The following is a 15,708-nucleotide window of genomic DNA, read 5'->3' as shown; positions in this document are numbered from 1 at the left end:
GGCATCAGGTCGGAGCTTTTGGGTCTACAGTCTTGTATATCGGGCACTGGAAGCAATTGAAATGAACGTGTCGTCCTCGCTCTCGCCGCCAAGGTATATCTTCCTGCTGGGCTACGGCGGTTTGTTACCGTTTATTGGCCTCGCGCTGCTCATCCTCACGTCTCTGGAACATCGACCGTTTTGGGCGGTGGCGCTGGTCAACTATGGCGCGGTCATCCTGAGCTTCGTCGGCGCCTTGCACTGGGGCTTTGGCATGTCAGTGCAAAACATGAGCGACGAACTGCGCCGCGACCGGCTGATATGGAGCGTCATCCCGGCGCTTATCGCCTGGCTCAGCACGTTATTGCCGGTGGCAGTGGGTTGCTTGCTGTTGATCGTCGGGTTTGTCGTGCACTTCTGGCAGGACCGGCGGTTGGTTCGGGCTGTGAGCCTGCACGCCTGGTACCTGCCGATGCGATTGCGCCTGACGGCTGTGGCGAGCGTTTGCCTGCTTATTGGCGCAATCGCTGTAGTCATTTATTCGTGAAGCCGCGCCACATCAAGGCGCCTGTGACTTCGCGATGTCCGGCCTCGCAGCGCGCTCAATAACACTCGATGCGGTTGCGCCCGGCGCGCTTTGCGCAATAGAGCGCCTTGTCGCTGCGTGACAGGCTGGCCTCCGCGCTGACATCGGTTGAATGGAGGGCGGCGATACCTACGCTGACCGCCAGTGTCAGGCGTTCGTCTCCGTGGTCTAACGGCGCACTGGCCAGCTCATCCTGGACTCGTTGAGCGAAGATTTTGGCTTCGTCGACGCAAGCATTGCTCAACACCACGGCGAACTCTTCGCCGCCCATGCGACCGGCGGCATCGGTTCTGCGCAGCTGTGTGCGGAGAATGGCCGAGAAGTGCTGCAGCGCGAGATCACCTACCGAATGGCCCCAGCTATCATTAATGGCTTTGAAGTGGTCAAGGTCGAACATCAGGATTACTGCGGGATAGCTGGCAGAGCGCTGTACCCGCGCCAACTCGCTTTCGAGGTGCTGCATGAAATGGCGACGATTGGAGAGTTGCGTCAGGGAATCCGTGCTGGCGAGCACATGCAGCTCGGCTTCGATTAGCTTGCGCTCGGTGACATCGGTGATGATGCCGTGCCAGAGCACGCTGCCGTCCGCCAATGCCCTTGGACGGGCAGCACCCTGACGCCAGGCGGCACCCCCACCGGGCAGCAGTACCCGGTATTCCAGGCTCCAGGGATTGAGATCCCTCGCAGACGCCTCCAGGGAGCCGAGGTAGGCAGGCAGATCGTCCGGGTGGATGATCAGGTGCAGCATGTCGGCATCCTGCATCAGTTGCTCCGGCGTCACTCCGTAAATGTCGCGGGCCCCGATGCTGACGAAGGAAAAGCTGTACTGTCCATGCAACCGCTGCAGACTCTGGAAAACCATGCCGGGGATTTCGTTGGTCAGGTCGGTCAGCAGCGCGGCGTTCAGCTGTATCTGTTCCGACAGGGCGTACATGGCAGTGACGTCGGTGGTGGCTCCGACCATGCGCACGGGGTTGCCGGCGCCGTCATATTCCACCACCTTGCCGCGACTGCAGACCCACTTGTAACTGCCGTCCCGGCAGCGTAGTCGGTGCTCCACTTCGAAAATCTCGGTGCGCCCGTCGATGGCCTCCTGGTAGACAGCCAGCACGTAGGCGAAGTCGGCGGGATGGATGCGGGTGTATGCCTCCGCGACGTCGTCGCCGACCTCGTTGTTGGTGTACCCCAGCATGGCCTTCCAACTATCGGAATAGTTGACTTTGCCTGTGAGCATGTTGCGGTCCCAGACACCAGTCCCGCTGGTGGCGATGGCCAGCGTCTTACGTCGCTCGCTTTCGCTCGGAAGCTCAAACTCTGCTCGATCCGACTCCTTTAGCAGAAGCGCCCCTGCCGCCAATTGAGCGAACTCCTGCAAACCTTTCTGTTGCTCGGAATCCAGCTCGCGGGGTTGGTCGTGAAGCAGATAGAGCAGGCCGAGCTGCCCTCCATCTGGAGCCTGTAGGGGGCAGACGGCGAGAAAGCGCAGCGCGGGAAACGTTTTTGTCAGCTGGTGATTGCGCAGATGTTCGTCGCGGCTGATATCGGGCACAAGCAGCAATGTATGGGCATTGGCATTGGAGGGAAGCGGCATGTGGAGGTCTGGCAGTGTGTCGCGCGCAATTGGGCCGGCGCCAGCGCAAAAACGCTGGAGGTCCTGGGCGCCGGTTGTCAGCAGGACGGCCACAACACCGAACTGCCTCCTGACCATATGGAGCAGGCCGTCGAAGCGCTCGTCTCGGGAACCCTCTGGCGACGTTGATCTGCTGGACAACATTCGGATTTCTCCACTGCGGGGTGCTAGTTGTGCCTCTTGGCGCTTATCGGCTTGGGGTTGAAAAACTTAACAATAATAGCTTTCTGCCGTCATCATTTCGTCACGCGTACGATTCCACCAGTGACGCACTGGCTGACTGCTGCTGGAGATGAGGGGCCGAGTCGATTGCGACGGGCATCTATTGGCCGACAGCTGCCGGCCAAGAATCAACGCTTTCCGCCCTGGGCCCCAACCGATCAACACCGCCAAATAATCTGAACCCCGCCCGAACGCGTACGCCTAATGATCAACCTGTGATCAATTGCACAGGCGCTGTGCCAATACCGGCATATTCCGAGAGGTGGTCAAACGTGGCTAAAGACGAGAAGAAAAGCAAAAAAGATGACGCTTCGAAAGCCAGCAAGGACTTGAAAGACAAAAAGTCTTCGCCGGAAAAGAAATCTGCGGCGGCCTCGGCGCTTTCAAAGTCTTCCGACAAGAAAGACAAGAAGAAAGACGCCGAACCGAAGAAGTCTGCGAAGAAAGCCGATAGCAAGCCGGAAAAGGCCAAGGATTCCAAAAAGGCAGACAAGCCGGCGAAAAAGAAAAAGTGATCGCTGCTACTCGCTAGGGCTCTATGCCCTAGCTTCCCCCAAAGCGTGTCTTCAAGCCGTTTCTTCAACCCTGCGCACTTCCCCCAACGAATCGCGTTGCATCGACTGCAGGTTTTTCTCGATGGTTTCGCACAGGGCTTCCATCTGGATCTGATGCTCGCTATGGCGAAACGGGCTTTGCAGGTCGGTGCCGATGCGTTCGATCGCCAGCAGCATGAAGCCCACCACCGTCGAGGCGAGCGGGGTGAACCAACCCAGTGATTCCACCAGCCCCACCGGCACGATCAGGCAGAACAGCGAGATAAACAGGCGCGGGAAATACACGTAAGGGTAGGGCAGTGGAGTGTTGGCAATGCGCTCCATGCCGCCCTGACTGTTGGACAGCTCGACCATCGTCGATTCCAGCCGTGCCAGACGAATGCTGTCCAGGCGCCCGGCCTTGTATTCCCGGGCCAGCAAGGACGCGGAACCGGTGAGGATGTCGTTGGCAAAGTTGTTGGTAGTGCCGCTGCGGGCGAACTCATCTGCCGGGATGAATGCGCGGACTTCCTCCGGGCATGGCTGGCCTTGCAGATGCGCCGCGAGGCAATTGACGTAGGCCACGTGGCGGCGCAACAGCGTCGCCTTCAGCGGATTCACTTCGCTATCGGGGTCATCCAGCAGCGTCAGCACCTGGCGGGCGAAGCTGCGGGAGTTGTTGATCATCATGCCCCACAGCGTTCGCGCTTCCCACCAACGGTTGTAGGCGCTGCTGTTGCGGAAACTGATCAACACCACAAGCGCCGAACCGAGCAATGTCAGGGGCATCAGCGGCAGGTTGATCTTGGCGTTGAGGAACAACATGAAGTCGACGGTGACGGCGATGTCCCAGAGCAACAGCCAGAACAGCGACCAGCCGACATAGCCCATGGTCTTGATGATCAGACGGTATTTTTTGACGATGGCAGCTTTCAAACGGAAACCTCGCAGCGAGCGGTAAGCGTTAACGCCTTAGCTCGGACGATGGTTTGGGGGTAAAGGTTCGCTGTTCAGTGAGACTGTTGGTTACGACAATTTGCAAACGATAAGTCCCGCTGGGTCGCGAAGCGGCCCCAAAAGAGGGACTGCTACGCAGTCCAGCGGGAGCAAGCTCCCTCGCCACAGTCACAGTCACAGTGTCGGGCTTAGGTGAACAGCATTAGGCATTGGCGCCGGGGTTTTTATCGTCTGCGGACCTGCCAGTCGGCTCAAAGCGAAGCTTTGACCTGCAAGCCAAACACCAGCGCGTTGTCGATGTCCTGCCCGGAAAACGCGCCCGGCTCGATGATGTATTGCATGTTGGGGCGCAGCGTCAGCCACGGGGTGGCCTGGTAGCCGTAGCCGAGTTCGATCAACTGCTCGCCACTGTCCAGATTCGGCAACGGCGTACCGTTGGCCTGTGCGGCGTCCTGCTGTACATCGCGGCTGCGCGGATTTGGCACGGCGCGACCGTAGCCCAGCGCAACGGTGTCACGCGGGCGCCCCTCGAACGGTTTGTACAGCACCAGACCGGTGCCGTACCACTTGCTGAACGGCGAAGCGGCTTCGCTGGCCGCCGAGTACTGGCCGAAAGCGTGCAGACTGCGGCCCTCGGACGACGGCGAGCGCCATACGGCTTGATCGATCAGCAGGTAATGACCGCCACGGCCGGACACTTCTTTATCGCTGCCGATGCGTTTCACGTCGGAGCTGTCGTAGTAGTAGCCGACCTTGTACTCGCCGGGCAATTCACCCGCGTGCTTGTACACCAGCTCGATCGGCACCACGGTGCCAGTGGTGTGTTTCGGCCCCAGATGCCAGGCGCGGCTGGAGTTGCCGTTGCTCTCGGGATCGACGTTGAACGCAGCCACGCGCAGTTGCCAGGACGGCGACAGGTCGTACTTCACGCGCACGCCCAAGTGAGCGTTGGGGTAATTGGTCCAGCCGCTGCCGCCGGACATGTTCAGCGGATGGCCGCAGAAACCGGCGTTCATGAAGTTGCAGAGAATGCCGCTGTCGAGGCCGCCGAGGTCGTTGCCCATGGCCATGTAACCGAGCTTCACGTTGAGCGCCGGGGTGAACAGGCTGCGCTCGTAGCTGAGTTCGGTCAGGCGGGTGTAGAGGCCACCGTAGTTTTCCTGAATCGGCAGACGGTTGCCGACCAGATCTTCGGAGGCGCTGTTGCCGCGTCGATCATTGATGGTCAGTTGCACCTTGCCGGCGTTGTCCACACCAGACAACTTGCTAAGGTCGAATTGCACGCCGAGCTTGATGTTCTGCGAGTAACGGGCCGAACGGTGCAGGCCGCCGTCAGCGTTGTAGGCGGTTTCGCCAGTGTAGTCGCCGGTAAACTTGACGCCGTCTTCGTCCATCTTGTGCCGCAGGCCACCCCAGTCGCCGGTCAGGGTATTGCGGGTGAACAGGTTCGCGTCGGTGTCGGCAAGGGCGGGCAGGGCGGCGCTGCAGGTCAGGCCCAACAGCACACCGTTGACCCAGGCGGATTGAGTAAAACGAAACATGGAGATCTTCCTGCGCAAATCTTTAGCGATATCGGAAAGCGGCGCGGCACCCTCAGGTGCCGCGCTCAAAGGGGCGTGCCCGTTGTTCAAACGGGCACCGCGGCTTACGGCAAGGCGTAGGCCATCACGTAGTCGCCGCGATCGGTCGACTGGCGTGCACCACCGGCGGTGACGACGACGTACTGTTTGCCGGTTTTCGGCGAAACGTAGGTCATCGGCCCGCCCTGACTGCCGACAGGCAGACGCGCTTTCCACACTTCTTCGCCATTGCCGCTGTTGAAGGCGCGCAGGTAGAAGTCCTGGGTGCCGGCGATGAAGATCAAGCCACCTTGCGTCGACAGGGTGCCGCCGAGGGTTGGCAGACCGATCTTGATCGGCAGGTGCATGCGGATGCCCAGGGGACCGGTGTCTTCAACGGTACCGACCGGCACCTGCCAGGCGACTTTCTGGGTCTTCATGTCAATGGCGGTCAGGGTGCCGAACGGCGGGGCCTGGCAAGGAATGCCGGCGACCGACAGGAAGCGGTTCTTATTCACCGCATACGGCGTGCCCTTGAGCGGGACCGCGCCCATGCCGGTGTTCAGCGCTTCGCCACCGGACGAGGCCTGAGCCTTGTTCTGCGACGGGATCATCTGAATCCACAGACCCAGGCGCATGTCGTTGACGAAGATGAAACCGTGGACCGGGTCGGTGGAGATGCTGCCCCAGTTCATGCCACCCAGCGAACCCGGGAAGCTCAGCGATTTGTCGGTACCCGGTGCGGTGTACAGGCCGTCGTAACGCATCGATTTGAAATCGATCCGGCACAGCAACTGGTCGTACGGGGTTGCGCCCCACATGTCGGATTCAGTCAGGTGCTGCGCGCCGATCTGCGGCATGCCCACCGATTTTGGCTGGGTTGGCGAGTAGGGTTCGTTCGGGATGTTCGCGGCTTTGACCGGGACTTCTTTGACATCGGTCAGCGGCTTGCCGGTGGCGCGATCCAGGACATAGATCTGCCCGGCCTTGGTGCCGATGACCAGCGCTGGAACGGATTTGCCGTCCTTGTCGAAGTCGATCAGGCTCGGCTGCATCGGCAGGTCGAAGTCCCACAGGTCGTTGTGCACGGTCTGGAACACCCAGCGCTCATCGCCAGTGGTGGCGTCCAGCGCGAGAATCGAGGCGCCGTAGGTGTGATCGAGTTTGCTGCGCTCGACACCGTAGATGTCGGTGGACGAACTGCCCATCGGCAGGAACACGGTGTTGGTCGCCGGGTCGTAGGACATCGGCGCCCAGCTGTTCGGCGTGCTGCGCACATAGGTGCTGCCGTCGGCCGGAGCCTTTTTATCCTGCGGGTTGCCCGGATCGAAGGCCCAGCGCATGGCACCGGTGATCACGTCAAAACCACGGATCACGCCGCCCGGCATGTCGGTCTGCACGTTGTCGGCCACGCGACCGCCAACCACCACGGTGGTGCCGGCCATCAGCGGAGCGGAGGAGAGCTGGTAGTAGCTGTCCGGCACGTCACCCAGACCGGCCTTCAGGTCAACCTGGCCGTTGTTGCCGAAACCCTGGCAGAACTCGCCGGTATCGGCATCGACCGCGATCAGGCGTGCATCAATGGTGTTGGTCAGCAGACGGCGCTGGCAGTTGGCGGCCGGCGCAGGCTTGGCTTCGATGATGCTCGAGTTGCTTGGCTGCGCGATGGTTTTGGTCGCATCGAAATACGCCATGCCACGGCAGCGCTGCCAGACTTTCGACTTGGCGTTGATCGCGTTCTTCCACAGCTCTTTGCCGGTGTCGGCATCCAGCGCGATCAGGTTGTTGTGCGGCGTGCAGATGAACACCTTGTTGCCGATCTGCAGCGGGGTGAGCTGGTCTTCAGCACCGTTGCCATCGCTCTCGGCGACGTCACCGGTATGGTAAGTCCACGCCACTTGCAGCTTATCGACGTTGTTGCGGTTGATCTGGTCCAGCGCAGCGAAGCGGCTGCCACCTTCGGTGTTGCCGTAATGCGCCCAGTCTTTCTGCGCCTTCTCTGGCTCAACCGGGGTCAGGCCCGGGCCCGTGCCGGTAGCGGCGACAGTCGGGTGCGCCACGAACATGTTGCCCGCAGCCACGGCCAGCCCCACAGCCAATACAGCGGCAACGCCGTAGGCGCCGCGACCGGGCACGCCACCGTTGGCACGCTTGAGCAGCGGGTAGACCAGCGTCACCGCCAGGCCCACGGCGCTGAACATGAACAGGCGCGAGAACACCGGCCAGAACACCAGCCCGGCATCGCTCACCGCCCAGATCGCCGTGCCCACCAGGAACGCGGCGAACAACCAGGCGCCGGCGGTTTTGTAGCGAGCGATCAGCAGACCGGAAACGGCCATCACCAGTCCACCCACCAGGAAGTACCAGGAGCCTCCCAGGCTGACCAATTTCACGCCGCCAGCAGCAAGTGCCAAGCCGAGGAGGGCGATGATCACGCCCAATCCGACCAGAATGAATTTTGATATGCCCGAGAGGCGTTGACTCTGCTTCACGTTGAATGTCCCGTTGAGTTGAGACGTGCATTATATAGATAGGTAACTACCTAGTTAAATCACTAATTCAGTAATGAACTGTTGTTCATTGCGAAATCCCCGCCCTGAGCGGGGACTTGCGCTTTCAACGGGCTGGCAAGATTTTTCCAATGCCTGCAAAACAGGCTTTTTGTCAGGAAAATTGCGAGTTATGACAGCTGTCGGCCATCGCCCCGGTTGTTGCGCAGAATCGAGAAATTCAACGCCGCAGCGACACACAACCAGGCCAGATAAGGAAACAGCAGCAACCCGGTGATCACATCCAGGCGCAAGGCCAGGACCACCATCGCGGCGACGACCAGCCACAGCAGCACAAGAATCACCATCGCGGCGAATATCCGTTGCGCGCCGAAGAACACCGGCGTCCACAGCGTATTCAAGGCAATTTGCGCCGCCCACAAGGCGAGCACCTGCTCAGCGCCAGCGATCAGGGTCAAGCGGTAGCCGACCCAGGCCAGCAGCAGGTAGATCGCCGTCCAGGCCACGGGGAACACCCAGTTTGGCGGGGTGAATTTGGGCTTGTTCAGCGCTTCGTACCAGGGGCCGGGTTTGAATATCACACCGGTGGTTGCCGCCGCACCGCAGGCGATCAGAAAAATCACAAAGGTCACCATTTATCACTCCTTGGCCGCAGCCAGTCTGCTTTGATTGTAGCGTCGCAACGGCTGTTCATTCGGCGCGTGCCGACATCAGGTCACTGACCCGCGCCACCAACGTGTCGACCGCAAAGGGCTTGGTCAGCACCTGCATGCCGGGGCCGAGCTGACCGGCGCCAATCACGGCGTTTTCTGCATACCCGGTAATAAACAGGGTCGTCAGGTTCGGGCGGATCTCCCGGCCTGCGTCGGCCAACTGGCGGCCGTTCATGCCGCCCGGCAAGCCGACGTCGGTGATCAGCAAGTCGATCTGCGCGTCCGATCGCAACACCTTCAGCCCGACTACGCTGTCGGCAGCCTCGATCACGTTGTAGCCGAGATCGCCGAGCACTTCGGTCAGCAACGCGCGCACCGTCGGTTCGTCGTCGACCACCAGAATGGTTTCGCCGGCCTTGGGCAACGCTGCCGGTGCAGTGTCCTTGTCATCCTGGCTTTGCACCGGCTCGCCCAGGTAACGCGGCAGGTAGATGCACATCGTGGTGCCCTGGCCGACCTGCGAATGCACGCGCACCTGACCGCCGGACTGCTTGGCGAACCCATAGATCATCGACAGCCCCAGCCCCGTGCCCTGGCCCAGCGGTTTGGTGGTGAAGAACGGGTCGAAGGCCTTGGCGATGATTTCCGCCGACATGCCGGTGCCGGTATCGGTCACACACAGGCACAGATACTGCCCCTCGGGCATGTCCATGGCGCGGGCGGTTTCGGCGTCCATCGTGCGGTTGGCCGTCTCGATGGTGATGCGTCCGCCGTCAGGCATTGCATCGCGGGCATTGATGCACAGATTGAGCAAGGCGTTTTCCAGCTGACTCGCATCGACCAGCGTTGGCCAGAGCACTGGCGAGCCAATCGTTTCCAGAAGGATGCTCGGGCCCACCGTACGCTGGATCAGTTCGGTCATGCCGGTCATCAGCAGGTTGACGTCGGTCGGCCGTGGATCGAGGGTCTGCCGTCTGGAGAACGCCAGCAGGCGGTGGGTGAGGGCGGCGGCGCGTTTGACTGCGCCCTGGGCGGTGACCATGTATTTGTCGACTTCGCCCAGGCGGCCCTGATTGATCCGCGCGCCCATCAATTCCAGCGCGCCGGAAATGCCCGCCAACAGGTTGTTGAAGTCATGGGCGAGGCCCCCCGTCAGTTGGCCGACCGCTTCCATTTTCTGTGACTGGCGCAGTTTTTCCTCGGCTTGCATCAGCTCCGCGGTGCGCGATGACACCCGTTGTTCGAGGGTGTCGTTGAGCGCCCGCAGCGCAGCGATGGCACGGTCGCGCTCGGCCTCGACATTGCGCCGCTCTTCGACGTCGATCAGCACGCCGGGAAAACGTAGCGGCGCACCGTCGTCCGCGCATTCCACGCGGCCGTTGGCTTCGATCCACTGATAGTTGCCGTCCGCCCGACGCACCCGGTACTGGTGCGAGTAAGCGCCGCCGCGGCCAATGGCTTCGTTGATCGCGCGGGTCAGACCGTCGCGGTCGTCGGGGTGCACGGTGGTGATCACTTGTTCGAGGCTGAGGCCTTCGCGGCCCAGCGCCGGCGCAAGATCGAAGACCCGGGCGAACGCTTCGTCCACGGCAAAGCGATCGGTGATCAGGTCCCAGTGCCAGGTGCCGATAATCGCACCGGCCGCGAGGGCCAGTTGCACGCGCTCGACGTTCTCCCGTGCTATTGCTTCGCTGGCGCGCAAGCGTTCTTCGGCGTCGCGCCGCTCGGTGACGTCGTTGAACAGGATTGCGATCTGCCGGTCGGCCGGATCGCCGACTCGCACCGCGCGCACGTCGAACCAGCGTTCAAAGGTGTTGGCGTAACTCTCGAAGTTGGCCGGCTCGCCGGTCTTGGCGACGTGGCCGTAGGTTTCGAACCAGAAGCTTTCCAGATTGGGCGCGAACTCGGTCACCCATTTACCGCGCAGGTTGACCCCGCACTGGTGTTCGAACGCCGGGTTGGCCTCGACGAAGTAATAGTCGACGGGCTTGTCGTCGGCATCGAATTTGACTTTGACGATGGCGAACGCCGACTCGATGGTTTCCAGAATGGTGCTGAAACGTTCTTCACTGCGACGCAGCGCGGTTTCGGCACTGCGCGAGCGGGTCATGTCGAGCATCGCGCCGATCATGCGTTCGGCCTTGCCTGCGGCGTTGCGGATCAAGTGGCCGCGATCGAGCACCTCGGCATAGGAACCGTCCTCACGACAGAAGCGGTATTCCGCGCTCCACGTCGTGCCGTCGCCGTCGATGGCGGCACGAATCGATGCCTGCACCCGCGCCTGATCCTGCGGATGAATCCGCGTCAGCCGCCAGTCGCCGCTGGCATCAACGTGGTCCAGGGCAAAACCGTAAGCCTGTTGCAGCGCCTCGTTCCAGATGATCTGGTTGGTTTGCAGGTCCCAGTCCCACACCGCATCGCTGGTCGCCTTGACGGCCAGTCGATAGCGTTCCTGGGTGTCGATCATGGCGCGCCCGAACAAATGTTCCTGGGTGCGATCGCGCAGGATTTTCACGAATCCCAAGTGAGTGTGGTCTTCATCGTAGAGCGGCATCAGCTCCCCGGACGCCCAGAATGGCTCGCCGCCCTTGCGCAGGTGCCAACGCTCATCGTGCGCCCGGCCTTCGACGAGGGCGCGCTGCATTTCCTGTTCGACGCGGCCGGCAGCGCGGTCCTCTGGCGTGAAGAAGCAGGCTGCGCTCTGGCCGCGAACTTCTTCAGCCGTCCAGCCCAGCACATTGGTCGCGCCGCTGTTCCACTCGGTAATGCGTCCGGCGGGGTCAGTGACGACCATCGCAAAATCCACCGCGCATTCAAAAACCGCACGCTGACGCGCTTCACTGCGGGCGAGCGCGACTCGACTGGCGCGCAGTTGTGCCGCCATGTCTTGCTCAATGTCGACGTTCCGCGAGTCGACCTGAGTGCTTTCCAGCGCGGCGCGCAATCTCCGTACCTCGGACTCGAGCGCGTCGCGACTAAGGTGTTTGAGGGTGTCCATCTCACCTGCTTTGTTGAATTTTTTAGGGACTGGCTGCATAGAGCGGGCATGCCCGACAGGGGGCGTCACGATCGCGCTGCTGGATTGTTCGATCGCCATTCATCCGTTGACCGGCCACGTTGTCGTTAAGTTTCACCGTCCAGGCAAGGTCGCTGCAGGAAAATGATCGTTTTCAGATCGACTCGCCGTTATCCAGGCGCGCCAACAGCGCCTGCCCGCGTTGCCACAGCGCTTGCTGCTTCGGCTGCGGCATGCGATCGAGGTTCTTGTACATCATGGCCATGCGCTGATTACCGCGCAGCACGTCACCGTGGCGCATCAGGAAATGCCAGTACAACGCATTGAACGGACAGGCATTGTCCGCCGTGCTTTCGCTGACCTTGTAGGCACAGCCGCGACAGTAATCGGACATGCGATTGATGTATTGGCCACTGGCGCAATAGGGTTTGGAGCCGAGATAACCGCCATCGGCATGCATGACCATGCCCAGGGTGTTGGGCAGTTCGACCCAGTCGAAGGCGTCCATGTAGATCGCCAGATACCACTCGCAGATCTGGCTCGGCGCGATGCCGGCGAGCAAGGCAAAATTGCCGGTGATCATCAGCCGCTGAATGTGATGCGCGTAGGCGTGCTGCAGACTTTGCCCGATGGCCTGGCGCATGCAGTTCATCTGCGTAGCGCCGGTCCAGTAGAACTCAGGCAGCGCCCGGGTGTTGCCGAAGGCATTGCCCAGTGCGTAATCCGGCATTTTCAGCCAGTACACGCCGCGCACGTATTCACGCCAGCCAATCAGTTGCCGGATGAAGCCTTCGGCGGCATTCAGCGCGACGCTTCCGGACCAATATGCCGACTCCACGTCGCTGCACAACTGGCGCAAATCCAGCAGGCCGATGTTGAGCGCGGCGCTGATGCGCGCATGAAACAGAAACGGCTCATCACTGGCCATCGCATCCTGGTAATCGCCAAAACCTGCCAGGCCATAATCCAGAAAGTATGCCCACAACGCCTGCGCATCGGCGTGGGTGACCGGGTAGTTGAAGTCGTCGAGTGCGCCGTAATGATCACTGAAGCGCGCCTTGACCAGTGCCAGCACCTCGAGGGTGATAGCGTCATTGCTGAAGCGGGCCGGGTAGGGGGCTTTCACGCCTTTGGGCAGCGCCTTGCGATTCTCGGCATCGAAATTCCACGCGCCGCCCACCGGCGAGCCGTCGCCATTGAGCAGCAAGCGGCTCTTGCGGCGCATCTCGCGGTAGAAGAACTCCATGCGCAGCTGTTTTTTGCCTTCTGCCCAGGCGACGAATTCAGCACGACTGCACAGAAATCGCGTATCGGTGTGCCAATGGATCGGCAAGCCGCAGTCCTTCATTGACTGCTCCAGCCGCCAGTCCCCGCATTCGGTGACGTGCACTTCCCGGGCTTGCAGCAGGGTTTTCCAGCGCTGTAACTCACCCGGCACCGAACCGCTGTTGTGCGGGTCATCCAGGGTGACGTATTCAACACGAACGCCCTGGTCTCGCAGTGCCTGGGCGAAATGGCGCATGGCACTGAAGATCAGCGCGATCTTTTGCGGATGGTGGGGCACATGGCTGGCCTCTTCCATCACTTCGACCAGCAACACCGTGTCGTGCTCGACATCGAGGGTCTGTAATGAAGCCAGGTCAAAGGACAACTGGTCGCCCAGCACCAGGCACAACCGGCGGGTTACGTTCATTCAATAAAGCTCAGCGTCGTCCGATTCATAAAGGCGTGGTCAACGAAAACGGAATGCGCAGCTCCTCGACGGGGCCGGTATCCCGGCCGCACATTTCGTCATGCACGCATTGCTGCACCAGCACACAGGGAAAGGCCGGCACGGTCTGCAGCAAGTCACGCAGGTGGGTGATCGAACGCAGATGCATCGGCTTGGCCGCATCGTCAAGCAAGGTGAACTGGCCATGATCCAGACGGATGCGGGCCAGGTAAAAACCACCTTCGAGCGACAGTAATTCCAGCTCGCGTATTTCGCTGTTGGCCGCACGTTCGGTGAGGGTTTGCAGGTTCATGCTTCACTCCTTGCCTACCAGGGCAGGCGTTCTCCATCGTAGGCGAAGAATTGGCCGCTATCGGCCGGCGTCAACTGGTCAATCAAGCTCAGTAACTGGTCAGCGGCAACGTCCGCCGGGCGGGCGCTGGTGGCCCCGCGAAACGGTTGCGACAGCGCTGACACAACCGTGCCCGGATGCAGACTGAGCAAGCGGCTGTGCGGGCGAGTGCGCGCCAATTCGATGGCAGCGGTCTTGATCAGCATGTTCAGCGCCGCTTTGGAGGCGCGATAGGCGTACCAGCCGCCTAACCGGTTGTCGCCAATGCTCCCGACCTTCGCCGACAGCATCGCCATCGCCCCTTGGGGATCGAGCAGCGGCAGAAAGTGCCGCAACACCAATGCGGGCCCCAGTGTGTTCACTTGAAACACGGCTTGCAGTGCCTCTGCTTCGATCGCGCTGTAGCTTTTTTCCGGTTTGATCCGGTCGCGATGAAGCAGGCCTGCGGCATGGATGATCAATTGATAGGGGGCTTCGGCCGCCAGTTCGGTGGCGGCGTTGGCAATCGTTTCGGGGCGTTCAAGGTCCAGCTCGGGAACGGTGTTGCGGCCCAGTTCGCGAACACCGGCACAACGCGGATCCTGTTTGAGCCATTCGCAAAACGCCGTGCCCAGCGCACCGCTGGCACCGATCACCAAGGCGCGATAACCGTCGTCGAGCGAGGCCATGGTCGGCGCACGGTTCATGGGTGGGCTCCAGCGCCCTGGCGCCGGAAGAACAACGTCACCTGACCAACCTCGACACCGAACTTGGACATGCTGGTGCGGTTGATCAAGGTGTCCTCGTCCATCAAATACATCCAGTCGTCCATGCTCATTTCATAGGTCGAGTCGTCGACCGGCAGGTTCAAGCGATAACGCCAGTGCAACGTGTTGCCCGCGACCTGGCCTTGGGCGACCCCCACCACATCGCCGGCGCGACCACTCCAGCGGCCCTGGCCCTCGGGTGTCAGGGTCCAGACGCGGCGCTGGCGGGTGCCGTCGCTGTACAGGAAGCGCTCGTCGAGAATCAGGTTGTCGCCCTCACGACGGCTGACGATGTTGACCTCGAAGCGCTTGGCCACCTCACCGCTGCGCTTCTGAAACATCCCCCAGGCTTTGACGGGTTGGCTGAAAAACTGCTCCAGATTCAACGCCGGTTGCTGGTCCGCATAACGGGCGACATCTACGCTGCCGCAACTCGCGACGCTGAGTGCCAGTGCCAGTAACAGCAGAAATCGGGTCATTGCCTTACTCCCTGAGTGCGCAGCTGATGAGGGGTGAAATGTCGAATTATTGGCTTGTACAGTGGGCAGGCTCTGTACAGGTTTATCGCCGCCCGATGAGCTGCAGAAACTCCTGGCGCGTGGTCGAGCTGTCGCGGAACGCACCGAGCATGACGGAAGACGTCATGACCGAATTCTGCTTCGCTACGCCACGCATCATCATGCACATGTGCCGGGCTTCGATGACCACGGCCACGCCGGCGGCATCGGTGATCTGCTGGATCGCTTCGGCAATCTGACGGGTGAGGTTTTCCTGGATCTGCAGGCGACGGGCGAACATGTCCACCACGCGCGCCACCTTGGACAGCCCCAGCACCCTGCCGGTGGGGATGTACGCCACATGCGCCTTGCCGATGAAGGGCAGCATGTGATGCTCACACAGGGAATAAAGCTCGATGTCGCTGACGATGACCATTTCATCGCTCTGCGATTCGAACAGTGCGCCGTTGGTGACGTCCTCCAGGCTCATGGAGTAGCCGTTGCACAGATACTGCATGGCTTTGGCGGCACGCTTGGGCGTGTCCAACAGACCTTCACGCTCGGGGTTCTCGCCGACACCAACGAGAATTTCACGGTAGTGGTTCGCTAGTAGTGGGTTCATTCAGGTTTCTCGCAACGGTGCTATGCGTGAGGGCCAATCCATAGCGAAAGAGTTGTACGCAATGAAGTACTTTGTATAGGTTTTATTCAAGATAGGCTGAAAAAAATCACCTGACAATGAATCGGCAATCTTTTT

At 61.0% G+C, this 15,708-nt stretch carries 13 protein-coding genes; 2 read left to right on the top strand and 11 right to left on the bottom strand.

Annotated features, from left to right (window positions below; all coding sequences use genetic code 11):
- The first annotated feature begins 61 nt into the window (after positions 1-61).
- Positions 62-526, top strand: a complete 465-nt coding sequence (locus J5M57_RS08770; RefSeq protein ID WP_207850008.1) for a DUF3429 domain-containing protein — start codon at positions 62-64, stop codon at positions 524-526.
- A 55-nt stretch (positions 527-581) separates the two neighbouring features.
- Here the strand turns inward: J5M57_RS08770 and J5M57_RS08765 are convergent, their stop codons facing one another.
- Entirely contained in the window at positions 582-2,339 is a 1,758-nt protein-coding gene (locus J5M57_RS08765) for a sensor domain-containing diguanylate cyclase (protein WP_207850009.1), read from the bottom strand.
- A gap of 350 nt (positions 2,340-2,689) precedes the next feature.
- On the opposite strand from J5M57_RS08765, the gene J5M57_RS08760 reads away from it, so the two are divergent.
- Positions 2,690-2,932 (top strand): hypothetical protein, encoded by a 243-nt coding sequence (locus J5M57_RS08760; RefSeq protein WP_007967139.1) that lies wholly within the window; start codon positions 2,690-2,692, stop codon positions 2,930-2,932.
- Positions 2,933-2,983: 51 nt separating this feature from the next.
- On the opposite strand, the gene J5M57_RS08755 is transcribed toward J5M57_RS08760, so the two are convergent.
- The 10 genes from J5M57_RS08755 to folE form a co-directional block, all read right to left on the bottom strand.
- Positions 2,984-3,886 carry a bestrophin family ion channel gene (locus tag J5M57_RS08755; protein ID WP_207850010.1) on the bottom strand — a complete coding sequence of 301 codons (903 nt, stop codon included), beginning with the start codon at positions 3,884-3,886 and terminating at the stop codon, positions 2,984-2,986.
- Between the two features lie 272 nt (positions 3,887-4,158).
- A complete protein-coding gene (locus tag J5M57_RS08750; RefSeq protein WP_207850011.1) occupies positions 4,159-5,448 on the bottom strand; it encodes a carbohydrate porin in 1,290 nt (429 codons plus the stop codon).
- Between the two features lie 104 nt (positions 5,449-5,552).
- Positions 5,553-7,958: a glucose/quinate/shikimate family membrane-bound PQQ-dependent dehydrogenase gene (locus tag J5M57_RS08745; RefSeq protein ID WP_207850012.1), complete on the bottom strand. Its 2,406-nt coding sequence runs from the start codon at positions 7,956-7,958 to the stop codon at positions 5,553-5,555.
- Between the two features lie 188 nt (positions 7,959-8,146).
- Positions 8,147-8,608, bottom strand: a complete 462-nt coding sequence (locus tag J5M57_RS08740; protein WP_207850048.1) for a TspO/MBR family protein — start codon at positions 8,606-8,608, stop codon at positions 8,147-8,149.
- Between the two features lie 58 nt (positions 8,609-8,666).
- Entirely contained in the window at positions 8,667-11,627 is a 2,961-nt protein-coding gene (locus tag J5M57_RS08735; RefSeq protein ID WP_207850013.1) for a PAS domain-containing protein, read from the bottom strand.
- Positions 11,628-11,799: 172 nt separating this feature from the next.
- Entirely contained in the window at positions 11,800-13,338 is a 1,539-nt protein-coding gene (locus tag J5M57_RS08730) for a cryptochrome/photolyase family protein (protein WP_207850014.1), read from the bottom strand.
- A 25-nt stretch (positions 13,339-13,363) separates the two neighbouring features.
- Positions 13,364-13,669, bottom strand: a complete 306-nt coding sequence (locus J5M57_RS08725) for a DUF6482 family protein (protein WP_064587549.1) — start codon at positions 13,667-13,669, stop codon at positions 13,364-13,366.
- A gap of 14 nt (positions 13,670-13,683) precedes the next feature.
- Positions 13,684-14,394, bottom strand: coding sequence for an SDR family oxidoreductase (locus J5M57_RS08720; RefSeq protein WP_207850015.1), 711 nt, complete (start codon positions 14,392-14,394; stop codon positions 13,684-13,686).
- Positions 14,391-14,933, bottom strand: a complete 543-nt coding sequence (locus tag J5M57_RS08715) for a DUF3833 domain-containing protein (RefSeq protein WP_207850016.1) — start codon at positions 14,931-14,933, stop codon at positions 14,391-14,393. The genes J5M57_RS08720 and J5M57_RS08715 overlap by 4 nt, the downstream gene beginning before the upstream one ends.
- A gap of 82 nt (positions 14,934-15,015) precedes the next feature.
- Positions 15,016-15,573: a GTP cyclohydrolase I FolE gene (folE, locus tag J5M57_RS08710; protein ID WP_169841725.1), complete on the bottom strand. Its 558-nt coding sequence runs from the start codon at positions 15,571-15,573 to the stop codon at positions 15,016-15,018.
- Positions 15,574-15,708 lie beyond the last annotated feature (135 nt).

The organism is Pseudomonas sp. 86_A (genome assembly GCF_017491705.1).
Taxonomy (GTDB): Bacteria; Pseudomonadota; Gammaproteobacteria; order Pseudomonadales; family Pseudomonadaceae; genus Aquipseudomonas; species Aquipseudomonas koreensis.
Note: the sequence above shows the minus strand (reverse complement) of the source record. Positions and strands in the feature narration are given on the sequence as shown.

What these genes read in the sequence shown, in the direction of transcription:
- J5M57_RS08750 (WP_207850011.1), bottom strand. Translation starts at nt 5,448, where the DNA reads ATGTTTCGTTTTACTCAATCCGCCTGGGTCAACGGTGTGCTGTTGGGC.
- J5M57_RS08720 (WP_207850015.1), bottom strand. Translation starts at nt 14,394, where the DNA reads ATGAACCGTGCGCCGACCATGGCCTCGCTCGACGACGGTTATCGCGCC.
- J5M57_RS08735 (WP_207850013.1), bottom strand. Translation starts at nt 11,627, where the DNA reads ATGGACACCCTCAAACACCTTAGTCGCGACGCGCTCGAGTCCGAGGTA.
- J5M57_RS08770 (WP_207850008.1), top strand. Translation starts at nt 62, where the DNA reads ATGAACGTGTCGTCCTCGCTCTCGCCGCCAAGGTATATCTTCCTGCTG.
- J5M57_RS08765 (WP_207850009.1), bottom strand. Translation starts at nt 2,339, where the DNA reads ATGTTGTCCAGCAGATCAACGTCGCCAGAGGGTTCCCGAGACGAGCGC.
- J5M57_RS08725 (WP_064587549.1), bottom strand. Translation starts at nt 13,669, where the DNA reads ATGAACCTGCAAACCCTCACCGAACGTGCGGCCAACAGCGAAATACGC.
- J5M57_RS08730 (WP_207850014.1), bottom strand. Translation starts at nt 13,338, where the DNA reads ATGAACGTAACCCGCCGGTTGTGCCTGGTGCTGGGCGACCAGTTGTCC.
- J5M57_RS08715 (WP_207850016.1), bottom strand. Translation starts at nt 14,933, where the DNA reads ATGACCCGATTTCTGCTGTTACTGGCACTGGCACTCAGCGTCGCGAGT.
- folE (WP_169841725.1), bottom strand. Translation starts at nt 15,573, where the DNA reads ATGAACCCACTACTAGCGAACCACTACCGTGAAATTCTCGTTGGTGTC.